Source organism: Winogradskya consettensis, assembly GCF_018332715.1.
GTDB classification, from domain to species: Bacteria; Actinomycetota; Actinomycetes; order Mycobacteriales; family Micromonosporaceae; genus Actinoplanes; species Actinoplanes consettensis.
Window position 1 is genome coordinate 45,044 of record NZ_BOQP01000017.1, and the last position, 20,065, is coordinate 65,108.

Genomic DNA, 20,065 nt, shown 5'->3' on the forward strand with positions numbered 1-20,065 from the left:
CGGTGTGTTGGGCGCCACGACGGGCGACCCCGGGGCACCGGGCCGGGTACCCCGCTGGGAGGAGCCGGGGCGCCACCCGGGCCGGGGTCTGGCAAGATCGGCTATCGAAGGACGTCAACGGTGGCATCGAGGCGAGGAGGCGTGGTGGCGGGCACGCTCTACGCGGTCAGCGACCTGCACGTCGCTTACGAGGAGAACCGCAAGCTGCTCGACCGGCTGCAACCGACCTCCCCCGACGACTGGCTGATCGTCGCCGGGGACGTCGCCGAGGTGTTCGGCCAGGTCGAGATGACCCTGCGGACCCTGCGGTCACGGTTCGCCGAGGTGATCTGGGCGCCCGGCAACCACGAGCTGTGGACCCACGCGCGGGACCCGGTGCAGGTGCGCGGCGTCGAGCGTTACGAGCGCCTCGTCGCCATGTGCCGCCATCTGGGGGTGCTCACCCCCGAGGACGACTATCCGGTGTGGCGTGGCGACGGCGGGCCCGCGGTCGTGGCGCCGTTGTTCCTGCTCTACGACTACACGTGGCGGGCGCCGGGGACGACCACGAAGGCGGAGTCGCTGGCGTACGCGTACAACACCGGCGTCGTCTGCACCGACGAGGGCCTGCTGCACCCGGACCCGTACCCGGATCGCGAGTCCTGGTGCCGGGACCGCGTCGCCGTCACCGAGAAGCGGCTGGCCGCGATCGACCCGGAGCTGCCGACCGTCCTCGTGAGCCACTGGCCGCTGCACCGCCATCCCACCGAGGTCCTCTGGTACCCGGAGTTCGCCCAGTGGTGCGGCACGGAGCTGACCGACGACTGGCACAAGCGGTTCCGCGCCGCGACCGCCGTCTACGGTCACCTGCACATCCCCCGCACCACCTGGCAGGACGGCGTGCGCTTCCAGGAGGTGTCGCTGGGTTACCCGCGGGAGTGGGGCAAGCGCGACCGCCCGCCGACCCTGCTGCACAAGGTCTTCGGGTGACGGCTGTCCCGACCTGGGATCCACGGTCGGGCAGGGTCTTCGTGCTCACCCTGACCGGCCTGCTCACGGCCCTGGCGCTGGGGACGGGCATCGCCGGGCGCGGTGACCCGCACCTGGAGGCGACGGCTGGGGCCATGACCGACGCGGTCGTGGTCGCCCATGACAACGGCGACGCCGTGCTGAAGGTCTCGGACCCGGTGAACGACGTGCGGTGCCGGGTGCCGGGGACCGACTTCGCCGGGGATCTGCCCGAGGTGGGCGCGGTCATCCCCGTGATCCCCGTCGGTGCCGGCTCCTGCGACCTGCCGGTGCTGGTCGGCGCGCTGCCGAGGACCAGCCTGGTCGTCACCGGTCTGGTCGGCGCCGTCGGTCTGATGGTCTATGCGGGACGCCGGCTGTACGTCGCGCGCCGGCGTCGGGCTCAGGAGGCGACGCTGGTCGCATACCTGTCGCGGAACGTCGCCCGGTAGGCCTGCGGTGTCGTGCCGAGCCGCTGCCCGAAGTGGTGGCGCAGCGTCGCCGCACCACCGAAGCCCGCCCGCACCGCGACGAGGTCGACACCCAGGTCGGACTCCTCCAGCAGGCGCCGGGCGAGCAGCACCCGCTGACCTGTCAGCCAGTCGTGCGGGGTCGCGCCGGTCTCGGCCCGGAACTTGCGGGCGAACGTACGCGGTGCCATGTGCACCCACGCGGCCATGGTGTCCACCGTGTGCGGCCGGTCCAGGCTCGCCAGCACGTCGGTGAGCAGCGGCTGCAGCGTCTCACATTCCACGGACTGCAACGGCGTCTCGATGTACTGCGCCTGACCGCCGTCGCGGTGCGGCGGCATGACCATCCGCCTGGCGATCCGCCTGGCCACCTCGGCGCCCTGCTCCTCGCGGATCAGGTGCAGCCCCGCGTCGACGGCGGCGGCGGTGCCCGCACTGGTCAGGATGTTGCCGTCGGCGACGTAGAGCACGTCGGGATCCACCTCGGCAGCCGGATGCAGCGCGGCGAGCCGGTCGGCGTGGCGCCAATGCGTGGTGCAGCGGCGCCCGTCCAGCAACCCGGCCGCTCCCAGCGTGAACGCCCCGGTGCAGACGCTCATCACCCACGCACCGCGGGCGGCGGCGCGCTGCAGCGCCTCGACGATCTCCGGCGGCGGGTTCTCCTCGTCGCAGCTGGGCACGAGCGCGACCAGATCGGCCTCGTCGACCGGCGTCAGGTCGTGCTCGGGGGAGATCGAGAACCCGGCATGGGTACGCACGGGACGCCCGCCGACGCTGCAGACCGAGAACTCGTACGCCGGGAGCCCCTCATCGGTCCGGTCGAAGCCGAACAACTCGCAGAGCACCCCGAGCTCGAACACGGCGACGTCGGGCTGCGCGATCACGGCGACTTTCGCAAGCATGCCGCCAGCGTAACCAGGGTTGGCAGGATTTTGAAGGTGTATGGCATATCTGCCACTGTCCCCGCCGTCGCGCGCGGTCCAGACTGGAGAGGAACAACCCGGTGGCCACCGGCAACAGCACCATCCCGCCGGACAAAGGTTGTGACCGTCATGGGACTAGTCGTCCTGCTCTTCTTCCTGCTCATCGCCGCCGCCTCCGCGGCCGGGCTGACCGCGGACTCCCGCGACAGCGCCGACTGGAAACCGACCGCGGAGGGCCTGCGCACCCCGATCCGCCGATGAGCCCGGACAGCGAAGCGGCGCGCTCCCCCGCCAGGGACCGCGCCGCTCACCCGCTATCCGTTACTTCTTGGCGGTAGCGCCTTCCTCCGCCTTGTCAGCACCAGCCTTGTCAGCACCGGCATCGTCAGCACCGGCCTCGTCAGCGGCGCCCGCCTCATCGGCAGCACCGGCCTCGTCGGCACCCGCCTCATCCGCGGCGCCGGCGTCGTCAGCAGCACCGGCGTCACCGGCCGCGGCAGCGGCGGCGGCCTTGGCGTCGGCCAGCGTGAGACACGCGGTCAGCAGACCCTCACGACCGGCGGTCACCGCGGCGTCGAGGTCCTCGGCGGCAGCGCCACCCTCCTCAGCGGCACCGGCGTCGCCGGCAGCACCGGCGTCCTCAGCGCCCTCTTCCTCGGCGGCGGCTTCCATCTTCTTCGCGTACTTCTTCGCGATGGCCTTCTTGATCTTCTTGGAGAGCGGCTCGTGCTTCGCCTTCTCCGCGGGAGCCGCGGCCTTGCCGCCCGCACCCGCCTCGTCAGCCGCGCCGGCCTCATCCGCGGCACCGGCATCGTCCGCCGCACCGGCCTCATCGGCGGCGCCCGCATCGTCCGCGGCACCCGCCTCGGCGTCGGCGGCGGCCTGGTCGATCGCGAACTGGTCACACGCCGTTTCCAGCGCGGCAGCCGACGCAGCGGCGGCCTCGGCGGCGCCCACCGCCTGTTCCGGCTGCAATTCCTCGCCGTCGCAGACAACCGCGCCCGCGTTGATTTCCAACTTCTCGCAGCCGGCGATGTCGAAGTTCTGACCATCGACGACCACGATCTCCGCGGCCTTCGTCTCCTCGCTCGCGGAAGCCAGCTGCAAGCCGGTCACACCACCCGCTACCAGCACCGCGGCAAACAGACCCGCCCCGATAGCCTTGCGGTTGACGCCGATACCCCGTCGCTTGCGGTAGCTCATCACCACTCCTGTTCGCCGGACCTCAATGTCGGTGTACGGGGGCTGATACGAGACCCGGGGGTCGATGGGTTCACTTCCCGCGCACATTCGGAGGGTTCAATTCCTAACGGATTAATTTGAATCTTTTCGGCGCCGGTGGCGCCGATGGCCGGGACCGGCGGGCCGATGGATCGCGACACAGGACCGGCCGGAAAGGATTAGAGCGGGCCTCCGCAGGTCACATCTGCTGCCATGGCGACGAAAAAGACCGTGTTCGTGCTGTTCGGCGCGACCGGTGACCTGGCGAAGCGCATGGTGCTGCCCGCGTTCTACACGCTCGCGATCGAGGGCCTGCTCCCCGAGGACTGGGCGCTGGTCGGCAACGGCCGCGGCGACGTGGCCCACGAGGACTTCCGCAAGCACGTGCACGACGCGCTCACGGAGTTCGGGCCGGCGCCGGGCAAGGGCCCGTGGAAGCAGTTCGAGAAGCGGCTCTACTTCGCCGGCGGCGGGTTCGACACCGACTCCCCCGGCAGCCTGCTCGACGTCATCGGTGACACGCGCGAGATGCTCGGCGAGGACGCCCAGCTCGTGCATTACTTCGCCGTGCCGCCGTCGCACTTCGGCGAGCTGACGAAGGCGCTGAGCGAACACGGGCTCGCCAAGGGCAGCCGGGTCGTCTTCGAGAAGCCGTTCGGCACCTCGCCCACCGACTTCCGCGCCCTCGACCGCACCGTCCACTCGGTGCTCGACGAGTCGCAGGTCTACCGGATCGACCACTTCCTGGGCAAGGAAGCGACGCAGAACCTGCACGTGCTGCGGTTCGCCAACGAGCTGTTCGCGGCGATGTGGAACAACAAGCACATCGAGAGCGTCCAGATCGACGTGCCCGAGGACCTCGGCATCGACGACCGCGCCCTGTTCTACGACGCCACCGGCGCGACGCTCGACATGCTCGTCACCCACCTGTTCCAGGTCGCGGCCGAGGTCGCGATGGAGCCACCGGCGAGCCTGGACGCCGAGGGGCTGCAGAGCGCCCGGGAGAAGGTGATCAAGGCGTTCCGGCCGCTCGACCCCGCCGAGGTGGTGCTCGGGCAGTTCGAGGGCTACCAGGACGTCGAGGGCATCAAGTCACGGTCGCGCACCGACACGTACGTCGCGGCCCGGCTCTGGATCGACAACGCCCGCTGGCGGGGCGTGCCTTTCCTGCTGCGCACCGGCAAGCGGATGGCGGCCAGCGAGCAGCGGGTCAGCATCGTCCTGCGTACGCCGGAAGGCCCGTTCGCCGACCTGCCCGCCCAGGCCAACGTGCTGACGTTCTCGCTCTCCGGCAACGGCGAGTTCGGATTGTCCCTGCTCGCCAAGAAACCCGGTGTCGCGCTGACCGTCGACCCGGCCACGGTCAGCCTGCCGCTGGCGCAGCTCCCCGACGCCGAGCCGCTCCCTCCGTACGCAAGACTGATCAATGACGTCCTGCTGGGTGACCGGTCCCTGTTCACCCGCCCGGACGGCCTCTCGGCCGCCTGGAAGGCAGTCACCCCCCTGCTGGAGAACCGCCCGCGGCTGCACAAGTACGCCCAGAGCAGCTGGGGGCCGTCCGCAGCCGCCAAGCTGGCGTCCCCGCACGGGTGGCTGTTGGGGCAGTAACCCGAGCGCGCGGTGCCCGCCGAGCAGTACCCGCCGGAGGGCATCACGGACCCGGCCGCCATGGTCGCGGCCTGTGGATCGCCCGTCAGGCGCACGTCCAGGTCAGTGCCGCTCACGACGCCGAGGGCCGGACCATCCGCATGATCGCCGGCGCCCCCCGCGAGATGATCGGCGCGGGAGTCGCCTCGCTATCATGAATTCATGGTTACGCCCGACGCCCCGGTGAGTTACGGGCACGGTTGCGTGGCCTTCGACGACCCGGCGGAGTTCGAGGCCGCGGCACGGGACTTCCTGGCCGCGGGGCTGGCCGCCGGGCACCGGGTGCGTTACGTCGCCGGCTGGGCACCGCAGGGCTGGGATTTCGACCCGGAGCTGGCCGAGCCCGCGACCCAGTATCCAGCGGACGGCATCACCGACCCGGCCGCCACGGTCGCCGCCTGGGCCGCCGAGGTCGAGCGGGCCCTGGCCGACGGCTACACCGGGCTCAGCGTCGCTGCCGACACCACCTGGCTGGTGCGTGACCCGCTGCTACGTGCGGGATACGCACGCTACGAGCACCTCATCGACCGCTACATGCGTGGGCACCCGCTCAACGGCCTGTGCGGCTTCGACCGGCGCGTCCTCGACGACGCCGTCATCGCCGGCCTGACCTGCGTGCACCCCGACTCCGACGCCCCGTTCCGGCTCTACGCCGACTCGACCGGCTCGTCGAGCGCCGGCCTCGACGGGGAACTCGACGACTCGACCCGCGAAGAGCTCAAGCAGGCCCTCGCCCATGCCGATCTGATCCCGGTGAACGGCGAGGTCGTCCTGCAGGGGGCCGGGCTCGCGTTTGTCGATCACCGTTCGCTCATGCAACTCGACTCGTGGGCGAGCCGCCGTGGTGCCACCGCGGTCCTGCGCACCCGCCGCGGCACCGCTGCCCGCCTGGCGGCCCTGCTCGACCTGACCGCACTACGGGTGGAGACCATTCGATGAGGACAGGGGCGCCGGCCGGGCACCGCGGCTATTACCACGAGGCACTCCAGTACGCCTCCGACGACGAGTTCCTCTCCGTCGCCGTGCCGTTCCTGCTCGACGGCGTGGCCGCCGGGGAGCCCTCCATCGTGGTCCTCGGCACGCCGTCCGGGGAGCTGCTCCGTGACGCCCTCCCGGCGCGTTGCGGTGTCGGCTACCTCACCGGCGGCGCGACCTACGACCGGCCGGTCACGGCGATCCGCGACTACCGGGCGATGCTCGCGGCCTGCGTCGCCGACGGCGCCGAGCAGATCCGGATCGTCGGGGAGGTCCCGTCGGGCGGCTCCGGCGACACCTGGCGCGCCTGGGCCCGCTACGAGTCCGCGATCAACGTCGCGTTCGACGACTTCCCGCTCTGGAGCCTCTGCACGTACGACGAGCGCCGCACCTCCGCGCAGGTCCGCTCGGACGTCGCCCGCACCCACCCCCGCTTCGCCCGTCCCGGTGGCGCCAGCACCACCAGCACCGCGTTCGCCGAGCCCAGCGTGTATCTCTCCGAACAGCACCCGCTCGTCCCGGACCCGCTGCAGGCCGCCCTGCCGCACGCCGAGCTCCACGACCCCTCCCCGGCGCAGGCCCGCGCGGCGGTGCGCGACCTCGGTGCCGGCCTCACCCCCGACGACCTGGACGACCTGCTGGTCGGGGTGAGCGAGGCGGTCACGAACGCCATGCGTTACGGCCGTTCCCCCGTCCGGCTCCGGGTCTGGAGCACGGCCGGCCGCCTCGTGGTGACCGTCACCGACGCCGGCGACGGCCCCAAGGACCCGTTCGCCGGCCTGCTCCCCGCCGCCCCGGGCCAGCTCGGCGGTCGCGGCCTGTGGATCACCCACCAGGCGTGCGCCCAGGTCAGCACCGCCCGCGACACCGACGGCTGGACCATCCGCATGATCGCCGGCCGCACCGTGGAATAACCGCGCCCGCCTGACGTTTACCTCCACGGATCCTTCAGGAGGTCGAAAATGAAGACTGCAATCCACCCCGAGTACGGCTACGTCGTTTACCGCGACCGCAGCGCCGACTACAGCTTCCTCACCCGCTCGACCGCAACGAGCGAGAAGACCATCGAGTGGGCCGACGGCAACACCTACCCGGTCCTCGACGTCGACATCTCCGCAGGCAGCCACCCGTTCTGGACAGGCAAGCAGCGCCTGCTCGACACGGCCGGCCGCGTCGAGAAGTTCCGCCAGAAGTACGCCCGCGCCCAGCAGCGCGCGGCCAAGTAACGCACCACCCCGCGACGCCCCGGCCCTCCACGGGCCGGGGCGTTTCGTCACTCCCGGGTGATCTCGACCTTCACCGGCCCGAGTCGCAGCGTCCCGTCGTCGAGCGGCACACACCGGATCCCGCCCTTACCCCGCAACGCCCTGAACGCCCCCGGCCCGATCGTCTCGTCCATCCAGGCACACGGGTTCGCCCTCCGCCGCACGGACAGCCGCACCGCCCCGTCCCCGGAATCCAGGCTGAGCACCGCCCCCACCAGCTCATCGACCTCGATCCCGGCAACCAGGATGTTGCGCCGCGTCTGCCGCAGGTCAGCCCCGGCCGGCAGCCCCTCCCGCGCGATCACCGTCACACTCGCATCCTTGTGCGCCTGCCTCCCGAAATACCGGTCCCCCACCACCCCGAGCCCGGCCCGCACCACGATCGCCTCGACCAGCTCACCCTCAGGAGCCGGCGCCGGCCCGTCCTTGGGCCGCCCCTCATACCGATGCACGCCCGAAGCCAGCAGCTGCACGATCTCCGCCATCCCCCCACCCTACGAACCCCGCGCACCACGCCGCTGAAGCCTGTCCCCGGCCCCGGCCCCGGCCCCGGCCCCGGCCCCGGGAAGTAACGCCCAGAGCCATCGTTACGGTCCGTTACCCCTGGCAGAATGTACATGTCATGGGCTGAGGCATGATTGCCTCACGCTTGACGGCCGACCCGACTGAAAGTTGCGTCATCCGAGACATCGCCGCAATGTTTGGCGGCTTGTCGACCCGGGCAGATCGCCCGCGGCTGACGCCACGGAGGACGACCACGAGGCGTCACCGACACGGACCCGACCGGCTCCGCGAACAGGTCCGCTCGGCCCTGAGCCGAGACCCACAGTCCTCGGCCGTCAGCACCTCCCGGGCAACCAGAGCCCCGGACGCAGAGCCCGAACCGCTGGAATCGCGGTCCGGCGGCCGACCACCTCAGGCCGACCTCCACAGGCCGATGCGACGCTGGGCCGAGACCGGAGGTCCGTAGGTGGTCATCTGCTGCGACCCCGGCGGGAGACCGGGTGCTGCGAACAGCGCATTCTTTTCCGGCCAAGAGGAACGTTGCCGGTCACGGTCCAGCCCCATGAAGAGCCGGCGCCGCGGGCGTCACGAACGAGCCGGCACCCCCGGTCTCACCGTCAGTGCAGGGTGGTGAAGGGGGTGGTGACGTCGGTGTCGGTCGTGCCGGGGCGGGCGATGTGCGGGAGGACGGCGGTGACCGCGGTGATCAGGCGGGCGGTGGTGGCCGGGGCGCTGTCGATGGTGGGTGGGACCAGTTCTTTCGGGGCGGCGTAGACGATCTCGGAGATGCCGGAGGCCGCGGCGATCAGGCGGCAGATCGCGCACGGTTCGCAGCTCGAGTAGATGATCGTGCCGGACAGGTCGAGGGTGCCGAGGCGCTGGGCGGCGTCGCGGATCGCTGTCACCTCGGCGTGGGCGGAGGGGTCGAGGTCGGCGAGGGCTGTGTTGACGCCTCGGCCGACCTCGGTGCCGTCGCGGACGACGACTGCCGCGAACGGCAGTTGGCCCGCGAGGGCGTTGTCCGTCGCCAGCTGTACGACGAGCGTCAGTGCTTCCCGTTCTGCCAGGTCCGCCATGGGTTCACACTACGGGGAAGGTTACAGCCCCGAGCGTACGGTGAATGCGGTCGCCTGGGTGCTGAGCTGCAGGCGGGAGCGGCGTACCGAGAGGTAGCGGTCGGGGTAGTTGCTGGAGTGCAGCAGGACCGTGCCCGCCTGACGGCCGCCGGTGGCGCAGAAGGTCGCGTCGGCGGCGTAGAGCGACGTGCCCTGGCGGCGGTCGAGCCAGATCTCGCCGTTGCGGTGGCGCAGGTAGTAGCCGGGGTAGTTGGTCGACTCGAACGAGACGCAGGCGTTGTCGGCGAGGCCGGCGCGCACGGTGAACGTGGAGTCGGCGCGCTCCAGGGACGAGCTGGTGCTGCCGATCCGGTCGACACGGGCGCGGTAGTCGCGGTGGCGGACGCGGTAGCCCGACATTCCGGACGGTTCGAGGCCGATGCGCGTACCGATGGAGAAGGGTCCTGAGGGTGGCGCGACCGTCGGGGCTTTTGTCGGCTTTGTTGAAGGAGCAGCCGACGGAGCGGATGACGACGGAGCCGGCGAGGACGGCGACGCCGAGGGTGATGCGGACGTGGACGCGGAAGGCGAGGAGGACGCCGACGCCGAAGGTGACGCCGAGTGGGAAGCCGAGCGGGAGGCCGACGGGACCGTGAGCGGCAGGGCCGGCACGGTCGGCATCGTGGGCAGTGTGACGAAGCGCGGCCCGCTCGCGTTACCGGGCCGCGAGCTCTGCCACGCGACCGTGCCCGTCACGAGCAGGACGGCGAGTGCCGAGCAGGCGACAACCGTGCCGCGGCGGCTGCGGGAGAGACCGGGGCGAACCGGGAGATCCGTGACCTGCTGCGGGATCGTGGCGCTCGCCGAGGCGAGGAACGACTCCATCATCGGCGGGAAGCCGGGCGGGGTCTGGGGCGCGGGCGGCACCCAGCCACCCACTCGCAGCTCGGTGGTCTGCGAGGGATCCTCTTTGGACATGCACATCCGTTCCGTGGCGGCGGAAACGCACCGCGTCCCGCTCCCTCACGAGGAGGGGACGGGACGGGAGCGACGCCAGGAAATGATCGTGGCATATGCCCGGAAAGGCAAGCCCGGGTTTGGAAGGGGCCCGAGACGCGGGGATGGAAGCCGCGCCCCGGGCCCTGCTCATCAACCGTTCGGGAACAACCGGCCGTACTCCGCGTAACCGGTGGCTACGTCGACCTGTGCCCAGAAGCGGTGGTAGTTGAAGGTCGGGGCGGCGCCACCGGCCAGGTACGACTGGACCTTGGGCCAGTCCGGGTCGTTCTTGTAGAAGGAACGGATGTCGAGGAACGAGACCCCCGGCTTGATCGCGTCGCCGTTGGGCATCGTGCCGGTCCAGCCCGGCGGGATGTAGATGCCCTGACCGGTGGAGGCGTTATAGACGTCGTCCATCCGGTTGTAGTCGGCGCGGGTCTCGGTGACCGAGACGCCCTTGCTGTCCTTGTACGACCAGATCGCGTCGAGCAGTCCCTTCGCGGCCGTCTTCGCCCGGGCATTACCCGACTTCGCGGCATAGTAGGTCAGCAGCTTGGCGTACGACCCGGCCACACCGAGGTCCTGGCCCTTGCTGGTCACCGTGACGCGCAGGCTGCTGTTCGCCGCCGGGCTGGACGGGTTCCACGTGGCCGGCTTGCCCGACCACGCCAGGTCCGACGGGATCTCGAAGCTGGTCGCGGAGATCGTCGAGTTGTCGAGCGCCCACGGCACCCACTTGTCGAGCACCGCCTTCGCCTTGGCGTCGCCGGACAGGTAGTAGTACTCGGCGAGGCGTTCGAGCGACCACGTCTGCATGCCGAACCAGCGGTTCGACGGCGGGTCCTCGTAGACCGGGGCCTCGACGTACGACAGCCCGTAGAACGTCGGGGTGCCCGCCGGGGGTGCCTCGTACGCGCCGTTCCAGCTGTTGGTCGCGCCACCGGCGATGCCACCGTCGGCCGACTGCAGCCACTGGTAGAACTCGACCTGCCGGGAGAGGCTGGCCGCCCAGTCCGCCTTGGCGGTGGACGACTTCGGGGTCAGCGCGCTCGAGGTCGACAGCACGTACGCCGCCATCGGGTTCTGGTAGCCGAAGTGGCTCGTGCTGGAGCCGATCCGCCACGCCCAGCCGGCCGCCGTGTCGGTGGCGCCGCCCCACGCGTAGTACCAGGACATCAGGTTGTTGGAGCTGCTCTTGCCGGTGCCGGGAGCGCAGCCGGTCGAGGTGCAGCCCGGGTTCTTGAAGTACTTGTCGTAGAACGAGTAGCGCAGGTAGTCACCCATCTTCGCGGCGTTGGCCACGGCCGCGGAGATCTGCGAGCCCTTGCCCTGCTCGGTGGCCCAGGTGTACGCCCAGTACGCCGCCTGCACCGCGCGCGAGTCCGCGTCCGGGGCGTTGGTGTACTTCCACTGCTTGGCGTACGACGTGTCCTTGGTGAACAGGTCGAGGTAGCCGTTGGGGCCGCCGGCCGCGAACGTGTCGCAGGACGGCTGCGGCACGGTCTCGAACGTCGACTCCTGCGGGCCCCGCTGGAACGTGTTGATGTACGCGACCCGGGTCGTCTTGTCACCGCAGTGCCCGAAGCCGTAGACGTTGTCGACGTCGAGCAGCCAGTGCATGCCGTACACGTCGGGGGTGCCGTACGTGGTCTTCAGCTCGTTGGCGAGCGGGTCCGTCCCGACGCTGACGCTGGGCTCGAGCTGCGACGGGTACTGCGACGGCAGCGGGTGCTCGGCGGCGTACGTCGCCGGCTTCGACGGGTCGTACTTGTCGTTGGTCGGCTGGTCGGCGTGCGACGGAATGATGTACTTCTCCATCGTCTGCCAGGCCGAGCTGAACGGCGCCCACTCCTGCGTCACGCGGCCGTGCTCGGCCTCGAGCCACAGCCAGTAGCTGAACGCCTCGGACGTGGTCTCGTGTCCCTGATCGGGCGCCTCGTCGATCAGCGTCTCGATCGAGTGGTACGGCACGCCCTCGGGGCTGAAGTAGCCGTTCGCCGGGTTCTTGATGTCGTTGTAGAGCTGGGTGAACCGGGCGTCGGCGCTACCCTCGGCGACCACGCTCGCGAGCACCGTCGCGGCGGTCAGGCCGGTGCCTGTTGCCGAGAACGTGGCGTTGGTGTTCACCGCGGCGGCGGCCGTCGCGGTGACGGTAACGGTCTGCGGGGTGTTCCAGTTCGCCGTGGTGAAGGTCAGCGACGCGGGTGCGGCGGAGACGGTGGTGACTCCGGCGGTACGCGCGACGGCGACGGTCGTGCCGGCGGTCGGCGCCTTGGACAGCGACACCTTGAACGTCGCCGTCTTACCCGGCGACACGGTGACGCTTGTCGAGTCCGTGACGACGGCCGGGTTCGCGGAGGCGTCGACGAAGACCGGGACGTCGGCCGTCGTGCTGCGTACTCCCGCGGAGTCGAAGGCCACCGCCTGGACGTGGTACGCGGCGGCCTGGGCGGGGACGCTGGCCCACGTGTACGCGTACGGCGCGGACGTGTCGGTCCCGAGCAGCAGCCCGTCGTGGTAGAACTCGACCTTGCTCACCGTACGGCCGGTGCCGGCCGTAGCGGTGGCGGTGACCGGGATCGAGGCGGGCGCGGTGTAGCGGGTGTTCGCGGCGGGGCTGCCGATCGCCACGGTCGGCGCGGCCACGGCCCCGTTACAGGCGGTGCCGTTCAGCGTGAACGCGGTCGGTAACGGGTTCGCCGAGGTGAACGTGGCGTTGAAGCCGGTGCTCACGCTCGCGCCGGTGCCGAGGCCGCCGTTCCACGCGACGTTGTTGACGGTGACGTGGGTGCCGGTCTGCGCGTACGTGCCGCTCCAGCCCTGGGTGACCTTCTGCCCGGCGTCGGGGAAGTCGTACTCGAGTTTCCAGCTGGTGACCGGGTCACCGGTGTTGGTGATGGCGATGTCGCCGGTGAAGCCGCCGGTCCACTGGCTCTGGACCTTGTAGACCACGCTGCAGGCGGCGGCGGCCTGCGCGGGCGGCGGGGCGGCGACGAGGACCAGCCCGGCGCCGAGCAACGCGGCGCCGAGGGCCCTGCCTGTTCTGTGTCGCATAGGGGCTTCTCTCTCTGCAGGGACGGGCTGCGGGATCGAAAGCTGTGACCGTGGAAGCGCTCCCATGAATGTCGGTGTCGTTCATCCGGATGTCAAGAGAACGAAACAAACAAATCGACTGGCGCCTATGTTGACAGCGGCCGCGGAGGTGAGTACCCATAGAGACAGCCACCGTCGTGGGAGCGCTTCTTCGCGATGGAGGAGTCCCCCATGCCCTTTCTAGCCACGGTCCTCGCGGCCGTCCTCAGCCTGTCGCCCTTACAGGCCCCGACGCTCGCCTCCCTCGCCACGGCCAGGGGAATCGACATCGGCGTCGCGCTCGCCCCCGCCCGGCTCAGCGAGACCGCCTACAAGACCATCGTGGACAACGAGTTCAACCTCGTCGTCCCCGAGAACGCCATGAAATGGGACGCCACCGAGCCCACGCAGAACCAGTTCCGCTGGACCGACGGCGACGCCGTGGCCGCATACGCGCAGAGCACCGGCAAGGAGCTCTACGGCCACACCCTCGTGTGGCACAACCAGCTCCCGTCCTGGGTCTCCGCACTCGACGCGACCGCCCTGCGCGCCGCCGTGCTGAACCACATCACCACCGTCGCCACCCACTTCAAGGGTCAGGTGTCGTCGTGGGACGTGGTCAACGAGGCCTTCTCCGACAGCGGCGGGCTCCGGCGCTCGACGCCGTTCCAGGACAAGCTCGGCGACGGCTACATCGCCGAGGCGTTCCAGGCCGCCCGCGCGGCGGACCCCGGCGCGAAACTGTGCATCAACGACTACAACATCGAGAACATCGGCGCGAAAAGTACCGCCGTCTACAACCTGGTACGCGATTTCAAGGCTCAGGGCGTACCCATCGATTGTGTAGGTTTTCAGGCCCATCTGATCCTCGGCCAGGTCCCCGGCGACCTGAAGGCCAACCTCCAGCGCTTCGCCGACCTCGGCGTCGACGTGCGCATCACCGAACTCGACATCCGCATGGCCACCCCCTCGGACGCGGCCAAACTCGCCCAGCAGGCAGCGGACTACCGCTCGGTGGTGACGGCCTGCCTGGCCGTGACCCGCTGCCAGGGCGTCACCACCTGGGGCGTCACGGACAAGTATTCCTGGATCCCCGACGTCTTCCCCGGCGAGGGCGCAGCCCTGCTCTGGGACGAGAACTACCAGCCCAAACCGGCCTACCAGGCGGTCGCCGAAGCCCTCGGCGGCGTAACCCCGGCCGCACCCTGCAAAGCCGCCTACTCGGTGTCCAGCCAATGGAACACCGGCTTCACGGGCACCGTCACCCTCACCAACACCGGCACCACCGCCTGGTCCGGCTGGGAACTCGCCTTCGCCTACACCGCCGGCCAGACGATCACCCAGTCCTGGAACTCGGTACTGGTCCAGCCCGGGCCCCAGACCAAGCTCACCAACGCCTCCTGGAACGGCACGGTCGCCCCCGGCGGCACGGTCTCCCTCGGCTTCAACGCATCCTGGTCCGGCACCAACCCCGCCCCCACGGCCTTCACCGTCAACGCAACGGCCTGCACTACGGTCTGACCGTGCTCACCTACGCCTACGTGGGACCCGCGGACCTTCCCGCGGGTCCCCCCGGCCATGCCGTCCCGACCCCTGCCGCCTTCGCCCGGTGGGCAAGCAGGGCGGACCTGTCCGAGCCGTTCACCTATGTGGTCACCCTGGACGGCACCTTGCGCCTGGCACCCCGCCGCAGCGAGCACGTCGCCTGCGCTTCCGGTGAGCGGGTGCTGGCGGCAGGCGAGATTCTGTTCGTACGCTCGGAGCCCGGCTGGACAGCCCCCGAGGTGACCAACCAGTCCACCGGCTACTGCCCGGCCCCGTCCTGCTGGCCCGCCGTGGCGGCGGCGCTCACCCGCGCCGGCCTGAACCACCCCGGCCACTTCACCACCGAGTTCATCTTCCGCCACTGCGCCACCTGCGGCGAGCTCACCGTGGTGAAGGACGACGACTACTACTGCTACAACTGCGAAACCCCACTGCCCGCCTGAACCACGTACTACCGTCGGGGAATGAGCCTGACGCAGCTGATCTACTGCAGCAGGAAGAACACGGACCTGCGCCCCGAAGCGATCTTCGGCATCCGCGACCAGGCCCGGGCCAACAACGCCCGCCAGGACCTCACCGGCGTCCTGCTCTTCAACCGCGACTGCTTCATGCAATGCCTGGAAGGCGACCGCGAACAGGTCACCGAAACCTTCGCCGCCATCTCCCAGGACGCCCGCCACGACCACGTGGCACTGGTCGCCGTCCAGGACATCCCCCAGCGAAGCTTCCCCGACTGGACCATGGGCCTCCTGGACGCCAGCTCCCCCAGCCTCCGCGCCGCCCTCGACGACATCCTCCCCAGCACCGAATTCACCCCGGAGACCCTCCCCGCCGACACCGCGGTCACGGTGATGAACCGAATGCGCACCCTGCACTTCGCCTACTGAGACCTGCCGAGACCTACTGGCGCCGGTAGAGCTCGCCGGCGCCGACCAGCACGATGCCCGGTTCGTTCGCGGCGGCGATGACGAGGTCGTCGGTGAAGCCCGACGCGGAGTAGCAGACCAGCTTCGCGGTCTCGGCGCCGTACCGTCCCTGCGCGGTCAGCAGCACCCGGATCCGCCGCAGCCGGTCGAGGTGGGCCAGCCCCATGATGTCGCCCCACTTCGACTCGCCGATGGCGAGCAGCGGCCGGCGGTTGTCGTCGTCCAGCCCGAAGGCGACCATGTCCAGCTCGTACGACGTCTTGTTGCTCGCGTCGTTGACCGTGCCGCTGCCGACGCGGTTCGGGTAGTCGCCGAGCAGTTCCGGTGGTGCCATGTGCCGGGTCCAGAGGCGGCACAGATGCTCGAAGTGCGGGCCGAGCACGTTGCCGACGAAACGCTGGCGGCTGCGCTGCCACAGCCTGGTCGCGTCCCGGGTGTGCTCGAGGTCGGACCAGATGGGCCGCGTGACCGCGTGGTAGAACGTGACCAGCGGTTCCGCGATCCGGAAGCTGGTCCGGTTGTCCTTGAACACGTCGGGTTCGCGGGCGATGAGACCGCAGTCCTCGAGGACGGTCAGCGGGTGGGCCAGGTCGCCGGATTTACGGCCCAGGTAGGACGCGATGCCGCCACGGTTCGCGTTCCCGGCGGCGATCGCGGCCAGGACAGAATGGTAGAGCCCGATGTCGTGCAGTTCCGGCTCGTCGGCCAGCAGGTATCGCGCCTCCCGGAAGAGCGGGCTGGCCGGGGACAGGACCGTGCGGACCACCCAGGAGTCGAAGTCGTCCGGGCCCGCCGGGGTGTCGTCGCGGGCGAACTCACGGCGGTAGGCGGGTGTCCCGCCCACGATCGCGTTGACCTTCAACGCGGTGGCCGGGTCGTCCACACCCCAGAACTCCGCGGCGAGCTGATGGTCGAGGGTGGGTACGACCAGCTCCAGCCCGGCCCGGCCACGCAGCGACGCGTTGCCGCTGAGCAGCCGCCCCATGAACGACATGGCCGAACCACAGAGCAGCAGACAGGTACGGCTGGAGTCGCGCTCGGCGCGCAACGGTGCGAACGCGTTCTGAATGATCGACGGAAGCTGCGCATTGGCAGCCACCAGGTAGGGGAACTCATCGATCACCACCGGGATCCGCCGCTCCCGCCCGAGAGCGAGCAGCGCGTCGATGGCGCTGTGCCACGTCTCGAACGAGAACGGCGCCGGAGCGTTCTGATGCTCGGCCAGCTGAGCGCCGAACTGGTTCAGCGAGTCGCGGTCGGTCGCCTCGTCCACAGCTATGCAAGTTGGCAGAAGTCGGTCAGGGCGGCGGCGGCCGCAGCGGGTTGCTCGTCGGGGATGAAGTGGCCGGCGTCGGCGATGGTGATGCCGGTGACCGTGGGGGCCCAGGGCTTGAGGGAGGCTGCCATGTCGGGGATCGAGCCGTGGCTGCTGGAGATGCCCAGGACCGGCAGCGTGAGGTGCTTGCGGGCCAGGGCCTCATGGTTCAGGCGCGCGGACTCGGCGGCGTCGCGGTAATAGGCCAGGGCGGCGTGGAGGCCGCCCTCGGCGGCGAGGGATGCGGCGTACAGGTCGATTTCCTGGTCACTGAATGCATCTGCGGCGAGGGACTTGGTCTTCAGGAACCATGCGACGTATTCGCGTTCGCGGCCGGCGAGGAGGACCTCCGGCAGGTCGGGCACGAGGTGGAAGGCGAAGTGCCACGTCTTCCACGCGCGGGCCGGGTCCGTCGGGATCGAGTCGGGCAGGGTGATGCCCGGGATGCCGGCGTCGAGCAGGGCGACGCCGCGGATCCGGTCCTCGAACTGCAGGGCCTGGGAGAACGCGACCCACGCGCCGATGTCATGGCCGGCCAGCCAATAGGAGGAAACACCGAGCGACTGCACGGCGGCGTGGACCGAGGCGGCGGCCGTGTGTGTGTCGTAGCCGCCCGGGGGTCGCTCGGAGTCGCCCTGGCCGGGCAGGTCGACGGCGATGACGTGGAATCGCTCGGCGAGGGCGGGCATCACCTTCCGCCACGCCTGCCAGGTCTGCGGGAAGCCCGCGAGCAGCACGATCGCCGGACGAGCCGGGGAACCGCCTTCGACGATGTGGAGGCCGGACCGGTGGTGGGTGAAGTCAGTCATGCGAAGCACACTAGGCCATCTTGAACCAAACAGTTCAAGATAATATGATCAGCGTCATGGCAGGCAGGAAGCAGTTCGACGTCGGCACGGCACTCGAGGCCGCCATGATCCAGTTCTGGCGGGCGGGTCATGCCGACACGTCGGTGGACGACCTGTCGCGGGTGACCGGGCTCAACCGGAGCTCGCTCTACTCGTCGTTCGGCGGCAAGGATGCGCTGTTCCTGCGGTGCCTCGACCGCTACGTCACCCGTTACGGCGAGCGGTTCGATGCCGCGCTGGCCGATGCCGGTGATCAACCGGTTGCGGGCGTGCGGGCGTTCTTCGAGGTCACCCTGGAACGTATCGCCGACCCCGCGCTGCCCGACGGATGCCTGGTGGCCCAGACCGCGATGGCGATCCCGTCGCTCAGCCCGGCCGTGGCCGAGCGCGCGCAGCAGGCGGTGGGCATTCAGCAGACGCGGCTACGGGCCGCCCTCACCACAATGCCCGATCAGACAGCCGAGGTGTACGCAGTCCACGTCGCCGCCGTCAACCAGTCCCTCGCCGTCATGAGCCGGACCGGGGCGAGCGCCGCCCAGCTGCGCGCCATCGTCAGCGTGACCCTGGACGCCCTCGAGAACGCTATTTGAACCCGCCGGCGACCTTCGCGCTCGTCTTCGATGCCTTTGCCTTGACCTCGTACTTGTCGCCGCCCAGCGCGTGCTTCGCGGCGGGGTGGTTGTACTGCGCCGCGAACGTGTACGACCCCGGCGCCAGCTGGCCGCCCGGGAGCAGCACGAAGCGGTAGACGATCGTGTCGGCCTGCTGGGTCGGCGTGATCGTCATCATGTTCTCGGGGACCGAGGTCCAGCGGCCGGCGTACTCCACCTTGTCCGTCTTCGCCACGGTGATGGTCACGTCGAGCTCGGTGATCGTCTTCGTGGTGGTCAGCACGACGTCGTTCTGGGTCCAGCTGGGGTTCGAGCCCGGGTCGAGCACCGACTGCGACGACAGGTAGCCGTCCTTGGTCGTGGCGCGGTGGGACGCGCCGCTCGACGTCGAGACCTGGGGTTTGCGGGAGGACGCCGAGGGCGAGCCGGACGGCGACGCCGACACCGACGGGGAGCCCGACGGGGAAGGCGATACCGACGCGGTGGGCGCGGCGACCTGGTCCGTGCCGTTGTCGTCGCCGTCGCTCGACGCGAGACGGACGCCGGCGACGCCCCCGACCAGGACGGCCACGACGCCGAAGGCCGCCGCGAGGGGGCGCAGGCGGATCAGGGCCGGGCGGCGGGCGGGCTCGGCGCGGTTCTGGATGATCCGGTCGAACATGGCGTCGCGGTCCGGGCGGTGCCGGTCCGCTTGCTGGTGCAGCAGCGACCGGAGAGCTCGTTCGTCGTGGTCACGCATTGAGGCCTCCTCCGATGCTCATCGGGATCTCCTGCAGGAACGTGCTCAGCTGGGCGGCGCCGCGTGACGTCTGGCTCTTCACCGCGCCGACGGAGATGCCGAGGATCTCGGCGACCTCGCGCTCGGGGACGTCGAACGCGTACCGCAGGATCACGCATTCGCGGCGGCGGACCGGGAGGCGGCCCAGCGCCGCGCGTACATCCATGATCGCCGGGGTGTCCGGCTCGGCGCGGTCGCGCCGCAGCAGGCCGAGCCGCAGCATGCCGTGGCGTTCCCGGGTCTGGCGTTTGATCCACTGCCGGGCCAGGTTGGTGACGATGCCCCGGGCGTACGCGAGGGGGCTGTCCGCCGCCTGCACGCGCGCCCAGTGCCGCCAGACCTCGGTGAACGCGTCGGCGGCGAGGTCATCGGCGATCCCCGAGTCACCCGTCACGAGGTAGGCGAGCCGGGACAGGTCCGCGTGGTGCTGGTCGAAGAAGCGGCGGAAGGCACGCTCGTCGTCGAGATCGGTCACGTGGTCCTTCCTCGGGAGTTTCAGCAGGGGGCCGGCTGCCCCGGCAGGGGCAGATCTTGGGGACCGGGGCAGCCGGAGTATGTCAGCCGATCCGTACCGAGCAGGAATCGGTGTCCAGCGTTCCCGAGCCGGTGAAGGCCTCCGTACCGGCCCGCACGCTGGAAAGATACTTCGCCGCGGGCCGCCGCGCCCTGGCAGTCACGTCGTCGGTGAAGTCGGGCAGGCCCGTGTTGTGCATGACGCCCGCGGTGACGGCGACGCCGGCCGAGGTGCCGACGGCGATCGGGAGGTCGTATCGCTTGCGCAACATGTGGAGCCTTCTCGACGGGGACAAGGGCACAACGCTCGCGCGCGGAGGGGCGGTGAGGTCCGGAGCCGCCCCTCCGCGGGCGAACAACCACTCAGTGGTCCACGGCACCGGAAAGGTTGCTCGCGTCGCAAAAGTTTTT

22 protein-coding genes are annotated in these 20,065 nt (G+C 70.2%); 11 read left to right on the forward strand and 11 right to left on the reverse strand.

Going from position 1 to position 20,065, the window contains the following annotated elements:
• Positions 1 to 120 precede the first annotated feature (120 nt).
• Together Aco04nite_RS17280 and Aco04nite_RS17285 are read left to right on the forward strand one after the other, a co-directional pair.
• Entirely contained in the window at positions 121 to 969 is an 849-nt protein-coding gene (locus tag Aco04nite_RS17280) for a metallophosphoesterase family protein (RefSeq protein ID WP_438874920.1), read from the forward strand.
• The gene (locus tag Aco04nite_RS17285; protein WP_212998261.1) at positions 966 to 1,439 is read left to right on the forward strand and encodes a hypothetical protein; all 474 of its coding nucleotides are present in this window, start codon (positions 966 to 968) and stop codon (positions 1,437 to 1,439) included. The genes Aco04nite_RS17280 and Aco04nite_RS17285 overlap by 4 nt, the downstream gene beginning before the upstream one ends.
• Here the strand turns inward: Aco04nite_RS17285 and Aco04nite_RS17290 are convergent.
• Positions 1,391 to 2,359, reverse strand: a complete 969-nt coding sequence (locus Aco04nite_RS17290; RefSeq protein ID WP_212998262.1) for a GlxA family transcriptional regulator — start codon at positions 2,357 to 2,359, stop codon at positions 1,391 to 1,393. The two genes, Aco04nite_RS17285 and Aco04nite_RS17290, sit on opposite strands and share 49 nt — an antisense overlap.
• A gap of 150 nt (positions 2,360 to 2,509) precedes the next feature.
• On the opposite strand from Aco04nite_RS17290, the gene Aco04nite_RS49620 reads away from it, so the two are divergent.
• Entirely contained in the window at positions 2,510 to 2,641 is a 132-nt protein-coding gene (locus Aco04nite_RS49620; RefSeq protein ID WP_280519350.1) for a hypothetical protein, read from the forward strand.
• A 60-nt stretch (positions 2,642 to 2,701) separates the two neighbouring features.
• Here Aco04nite_RS49620 and Aco04nite_RS17295 read toward each other — a convergent pair whose 3' ends face one another.
• Complete coding sequence (locus Aco04nite_RS17295; RefSeq protein ID WP_212998263.1) at positions 2,702 to 3,583, reverse strand: hypothetical protein; 882 nt, start codon at positions 3,581 to 3,583, stop codon at positions 2,702 to 2,704.
• A 231-nt stretch (positions 3,584 to 3,814) separates the two neighbouring features.
• Between Aco04nite_RS17295 and zwf the strand changes: the two genes are divergently transcribed.
• The 4 genes from zwf (at position 3,815) to Aco04nite_RS17315 (ending at position 7,449) form a co-directional block, all read left to right on the forward strand.
• Positions 3,815 to 5,209, forward strand: coding sequence for a glucose-6-phosphate dehydrogenase (gene zwf, locus Aco04nite_RS17300; RefSeq protein ID WP_212998264.1), 1,395 nt, complete (start codon positions 3,815 to 3,817; stop codon positions 5,207 to 5,209).
• A 201-nt stretch (positions 5,210 to 5,410) separates the two neighbouring features.
• Positions 5,411 to 6,187, forward strand: coding sequence for an MEDS domain-containing protein (locus Aco04nite_RS17305; RefSeq protein ID WP_212998265.1), 777 nt, complete (start codon positions 5,411 to 5,413; stop codon positions 6,185 to 6,187).
• A complete protein-coding gene (locus Aco04nite_RS17310; protein ID WP_212998266.1) occupies positions 6,184 to 7,137 on the forward strand; it encodes an anti-sigma factor RsbA family regulatory protein in 954 nt (317 codons plus the stop codon). Before Aco04nite_RS17305 ends, Aco04nite_RS17310 begins: the two co-directional genes overlap by 4 nt.
• Before the next feature lie 48 nt (positions 7,138 to 7,185).
• The gene (locus tag Aco04nite_RS17315) at positions 7,186 to 7,449 is read left to right on the forward strand and encodes a type B 50S ribosomal protein L31 (protein WP_212998267.1); all 264 of its coding nucleotides are present in this window, start codon (positions 7,186 to 7,188) and stop codon (positions 7,447 to 7,449) included.
• A gap of 47 nt (positions 7,450 to 7,496) precedes the next feature.
• Here Aco04nite_RS17315 and Aco04nite_RS17320 read toward each other — a convergent pair whose 3' ends face one another.
• The 4 genes from Aco04nite_RS17320 to Aco04nite_RS17335 form a co-directional block, all read right to left on the reverse strand.
• Complete coding sequence (locus tag Aco04nite_RS17320; protein WP_212998268.1) at positions 7,497 to 7,973, reverse strand: molybdenum cofactor biosysynthesis protein; 477 nt, start codon at positions 7,971 to 7,973, stop codon at positions 7,497 to 7,499.
• Between the two features lie 636 nt (positions 7,974 to 8,609).
• Positions 8,610 to 9,068 (reverse strand): nucleoside deaminase, encoded by a 459-nt coding sequence (locus Aco04nite_RS17325; RefSeq protein ID WP_212998269.1) that lies wholly within the window; start codon positions 9,066 to 9,068, stop codon positions 8,610 to 8,612.
• Between the two features lie 21 nt (positions 9,069 to 9,089).
• Positions 9,090 to 10,025, reverse strand: a complete 936-nt coding sequence (locus Aco04nite_RS17330; protein ID WP_212998270.1) for an AbfB domain-containing protein — start codon at positions 10,023 to 10,025, stop codon at positions 9,090 to 9,092.
• A 171-nt stretch (positions 10,026 to 10,196) separates the two neighbouring features.
• The gene (locus Aco04nite_RS17335; RefSeq protein ID WP_212998271.1) at positions 10,197 to 13,100 is read right to left on the reverse strand and encodes a glycoside hydrolase family 48 protein; all 2,904 of its coding nucleotides are present in this window, start codon (positions 13,098 to 13,100) and stop codon (positions 10,197 to 10,199) included.
• A gap of 210 nt (positions 13,101 to 13,310) precedes the next feature.
• Between Aco04nite_RS17335 and Aco04nite_RS17340 the strand changes: the two genes are divergently transcribed.
• From Aco04nite_RS17340 to Aco04nite_RS17350, 3 genes are read left to right on the forward strand one after another with little or no spacing between them, the layout of a single operon-like run.
• Complete coding sequence (locus Aco04nite_RS17340) at positions 13,311 to 14,639, forward strand: glycoside hydrolase family 10 protein (RefSeq protein ID WP_244876068.1); 1,329 nt, start codon at positions 13,311 to 13,313, stop codon at positions 14,637 to 14,639.
• Positions 14,640 to 14,641: 2 nt separating this feature from the next.
• Positions 14,642 to 15,106, forward strand: a complete 465-nt coding sequence (locus tag Aco04nite_RS17345) for a hypothetical protein (RefSeq protein WP_244876069.1) — start codon at positions 14,642 to 14,644, stop codon at positions 15,104 to 15,106.
• Positions 15,107 to 15,127: 21 nt separating this feature from the next.
• Positions 15,128 to 15,550 (forward strand): BLUF domain-containing protein, encoded by a 423-nt coding sequence (locus Aco04nite_RS17350; protein ID WP_212998273.1) that lies wholly within the window; start codon positions 15,128 to 15,130, stop codon positions 15,548 to 15,550.
• Positions 15,551 to 15,563: 13 nt separating this feature from the next.
• Here the strand turns inward: Aco04nite_RS17350 and Aco04nite_RS17355 are convergent, their stop codons facing one another.
• On the reverse strand, positions 15,564 to 16,862 hold the full coding sequence (locus Aco04nite_RS17355) for an AAA family ATPase (protein WP_212998274.1): 1,299 nt from the start codon (positions 16,860 to 16,862) through the stop codon (positions 15,564 to 15,566).
• Positions 16,863 to 16,864: 2 nt separating this feature from the next.
• Positions 16,865 to 17,713 carry an alpha/beta fold hydrolase gene (locus Aco04nite_RS17360; protein WP_212998275.1) on the reverse strand — a complete coding sequence of 283 codons (849 nt, stop codon included), beginning with the start codon at positions 17,711 to 17,713 and terminating at the stop codon, positions 16,865 to 16,867.
• Positions 17,714 to 17,769: 56 nt separating this feature from the next.
• Here Aco04nite_RS17360 and Aco04nite_RS17365 point away from each other — a divergent pair, with 56 nt between their 5' ends.
• A complete protein-coding gene (locus tag Aco04nite_RS17365) occupies positions 17,770 to 18,342 on the forward strand; it encodes a TetR/AcrR family transcriptional regulator (RefSeq protein ID WP_212998276.1) in 573 nt (190 codons plus the stop codon).
• Here Aco04nite_RS17365 and Aco04nite_RS17370 read toward each other — a convergent pair.
• The 3 genes from Aco04nite_RS17370 to Aco04nite_RS17380 form a co-directional block, all read right to left on the reverse strand.
• Entirely contained in the window at positions 18,335 to 19,102 is a 768-nt protein-coding gene (locus Aco04nite_RS17370; protein ID WP_212998277.1) for a hypothetical protein, read from the reverse strand. The genes Aco04nite_RS17365 and Aco04nite_RS17370 overlap by 8 nt on opposite strands.
• A complete protein-coding gene (locus Aco04nite_RS17375; protein ID WP_212998278.1) occupies positions 19,095 to 19,616 on the reverse strand; it encodes a SigE family RNA polymerase sigma factor in 522 nt (173 codons plus the stop codon). Before Aco04nite_RS17375 ends, Aco04nite_RS17370 begins: the two co-directional genes overlap by 8 nt.
• Positions 19,617 to 19,698: 82 nt before the next feature.
• Positions 19,699 to 19,926, reverse strand: a complete 228-nt coding sequence (locus tag Aco04nite_RS17380; RefSeq protein WP_212998279.1) for a hypothetical protein — start codon at positions 19,924 to 19,926, stop codon at positions 19,699 to 19,701.
• Positions 19,927 to 20,065: the final 139 nt, after the last annotated feature.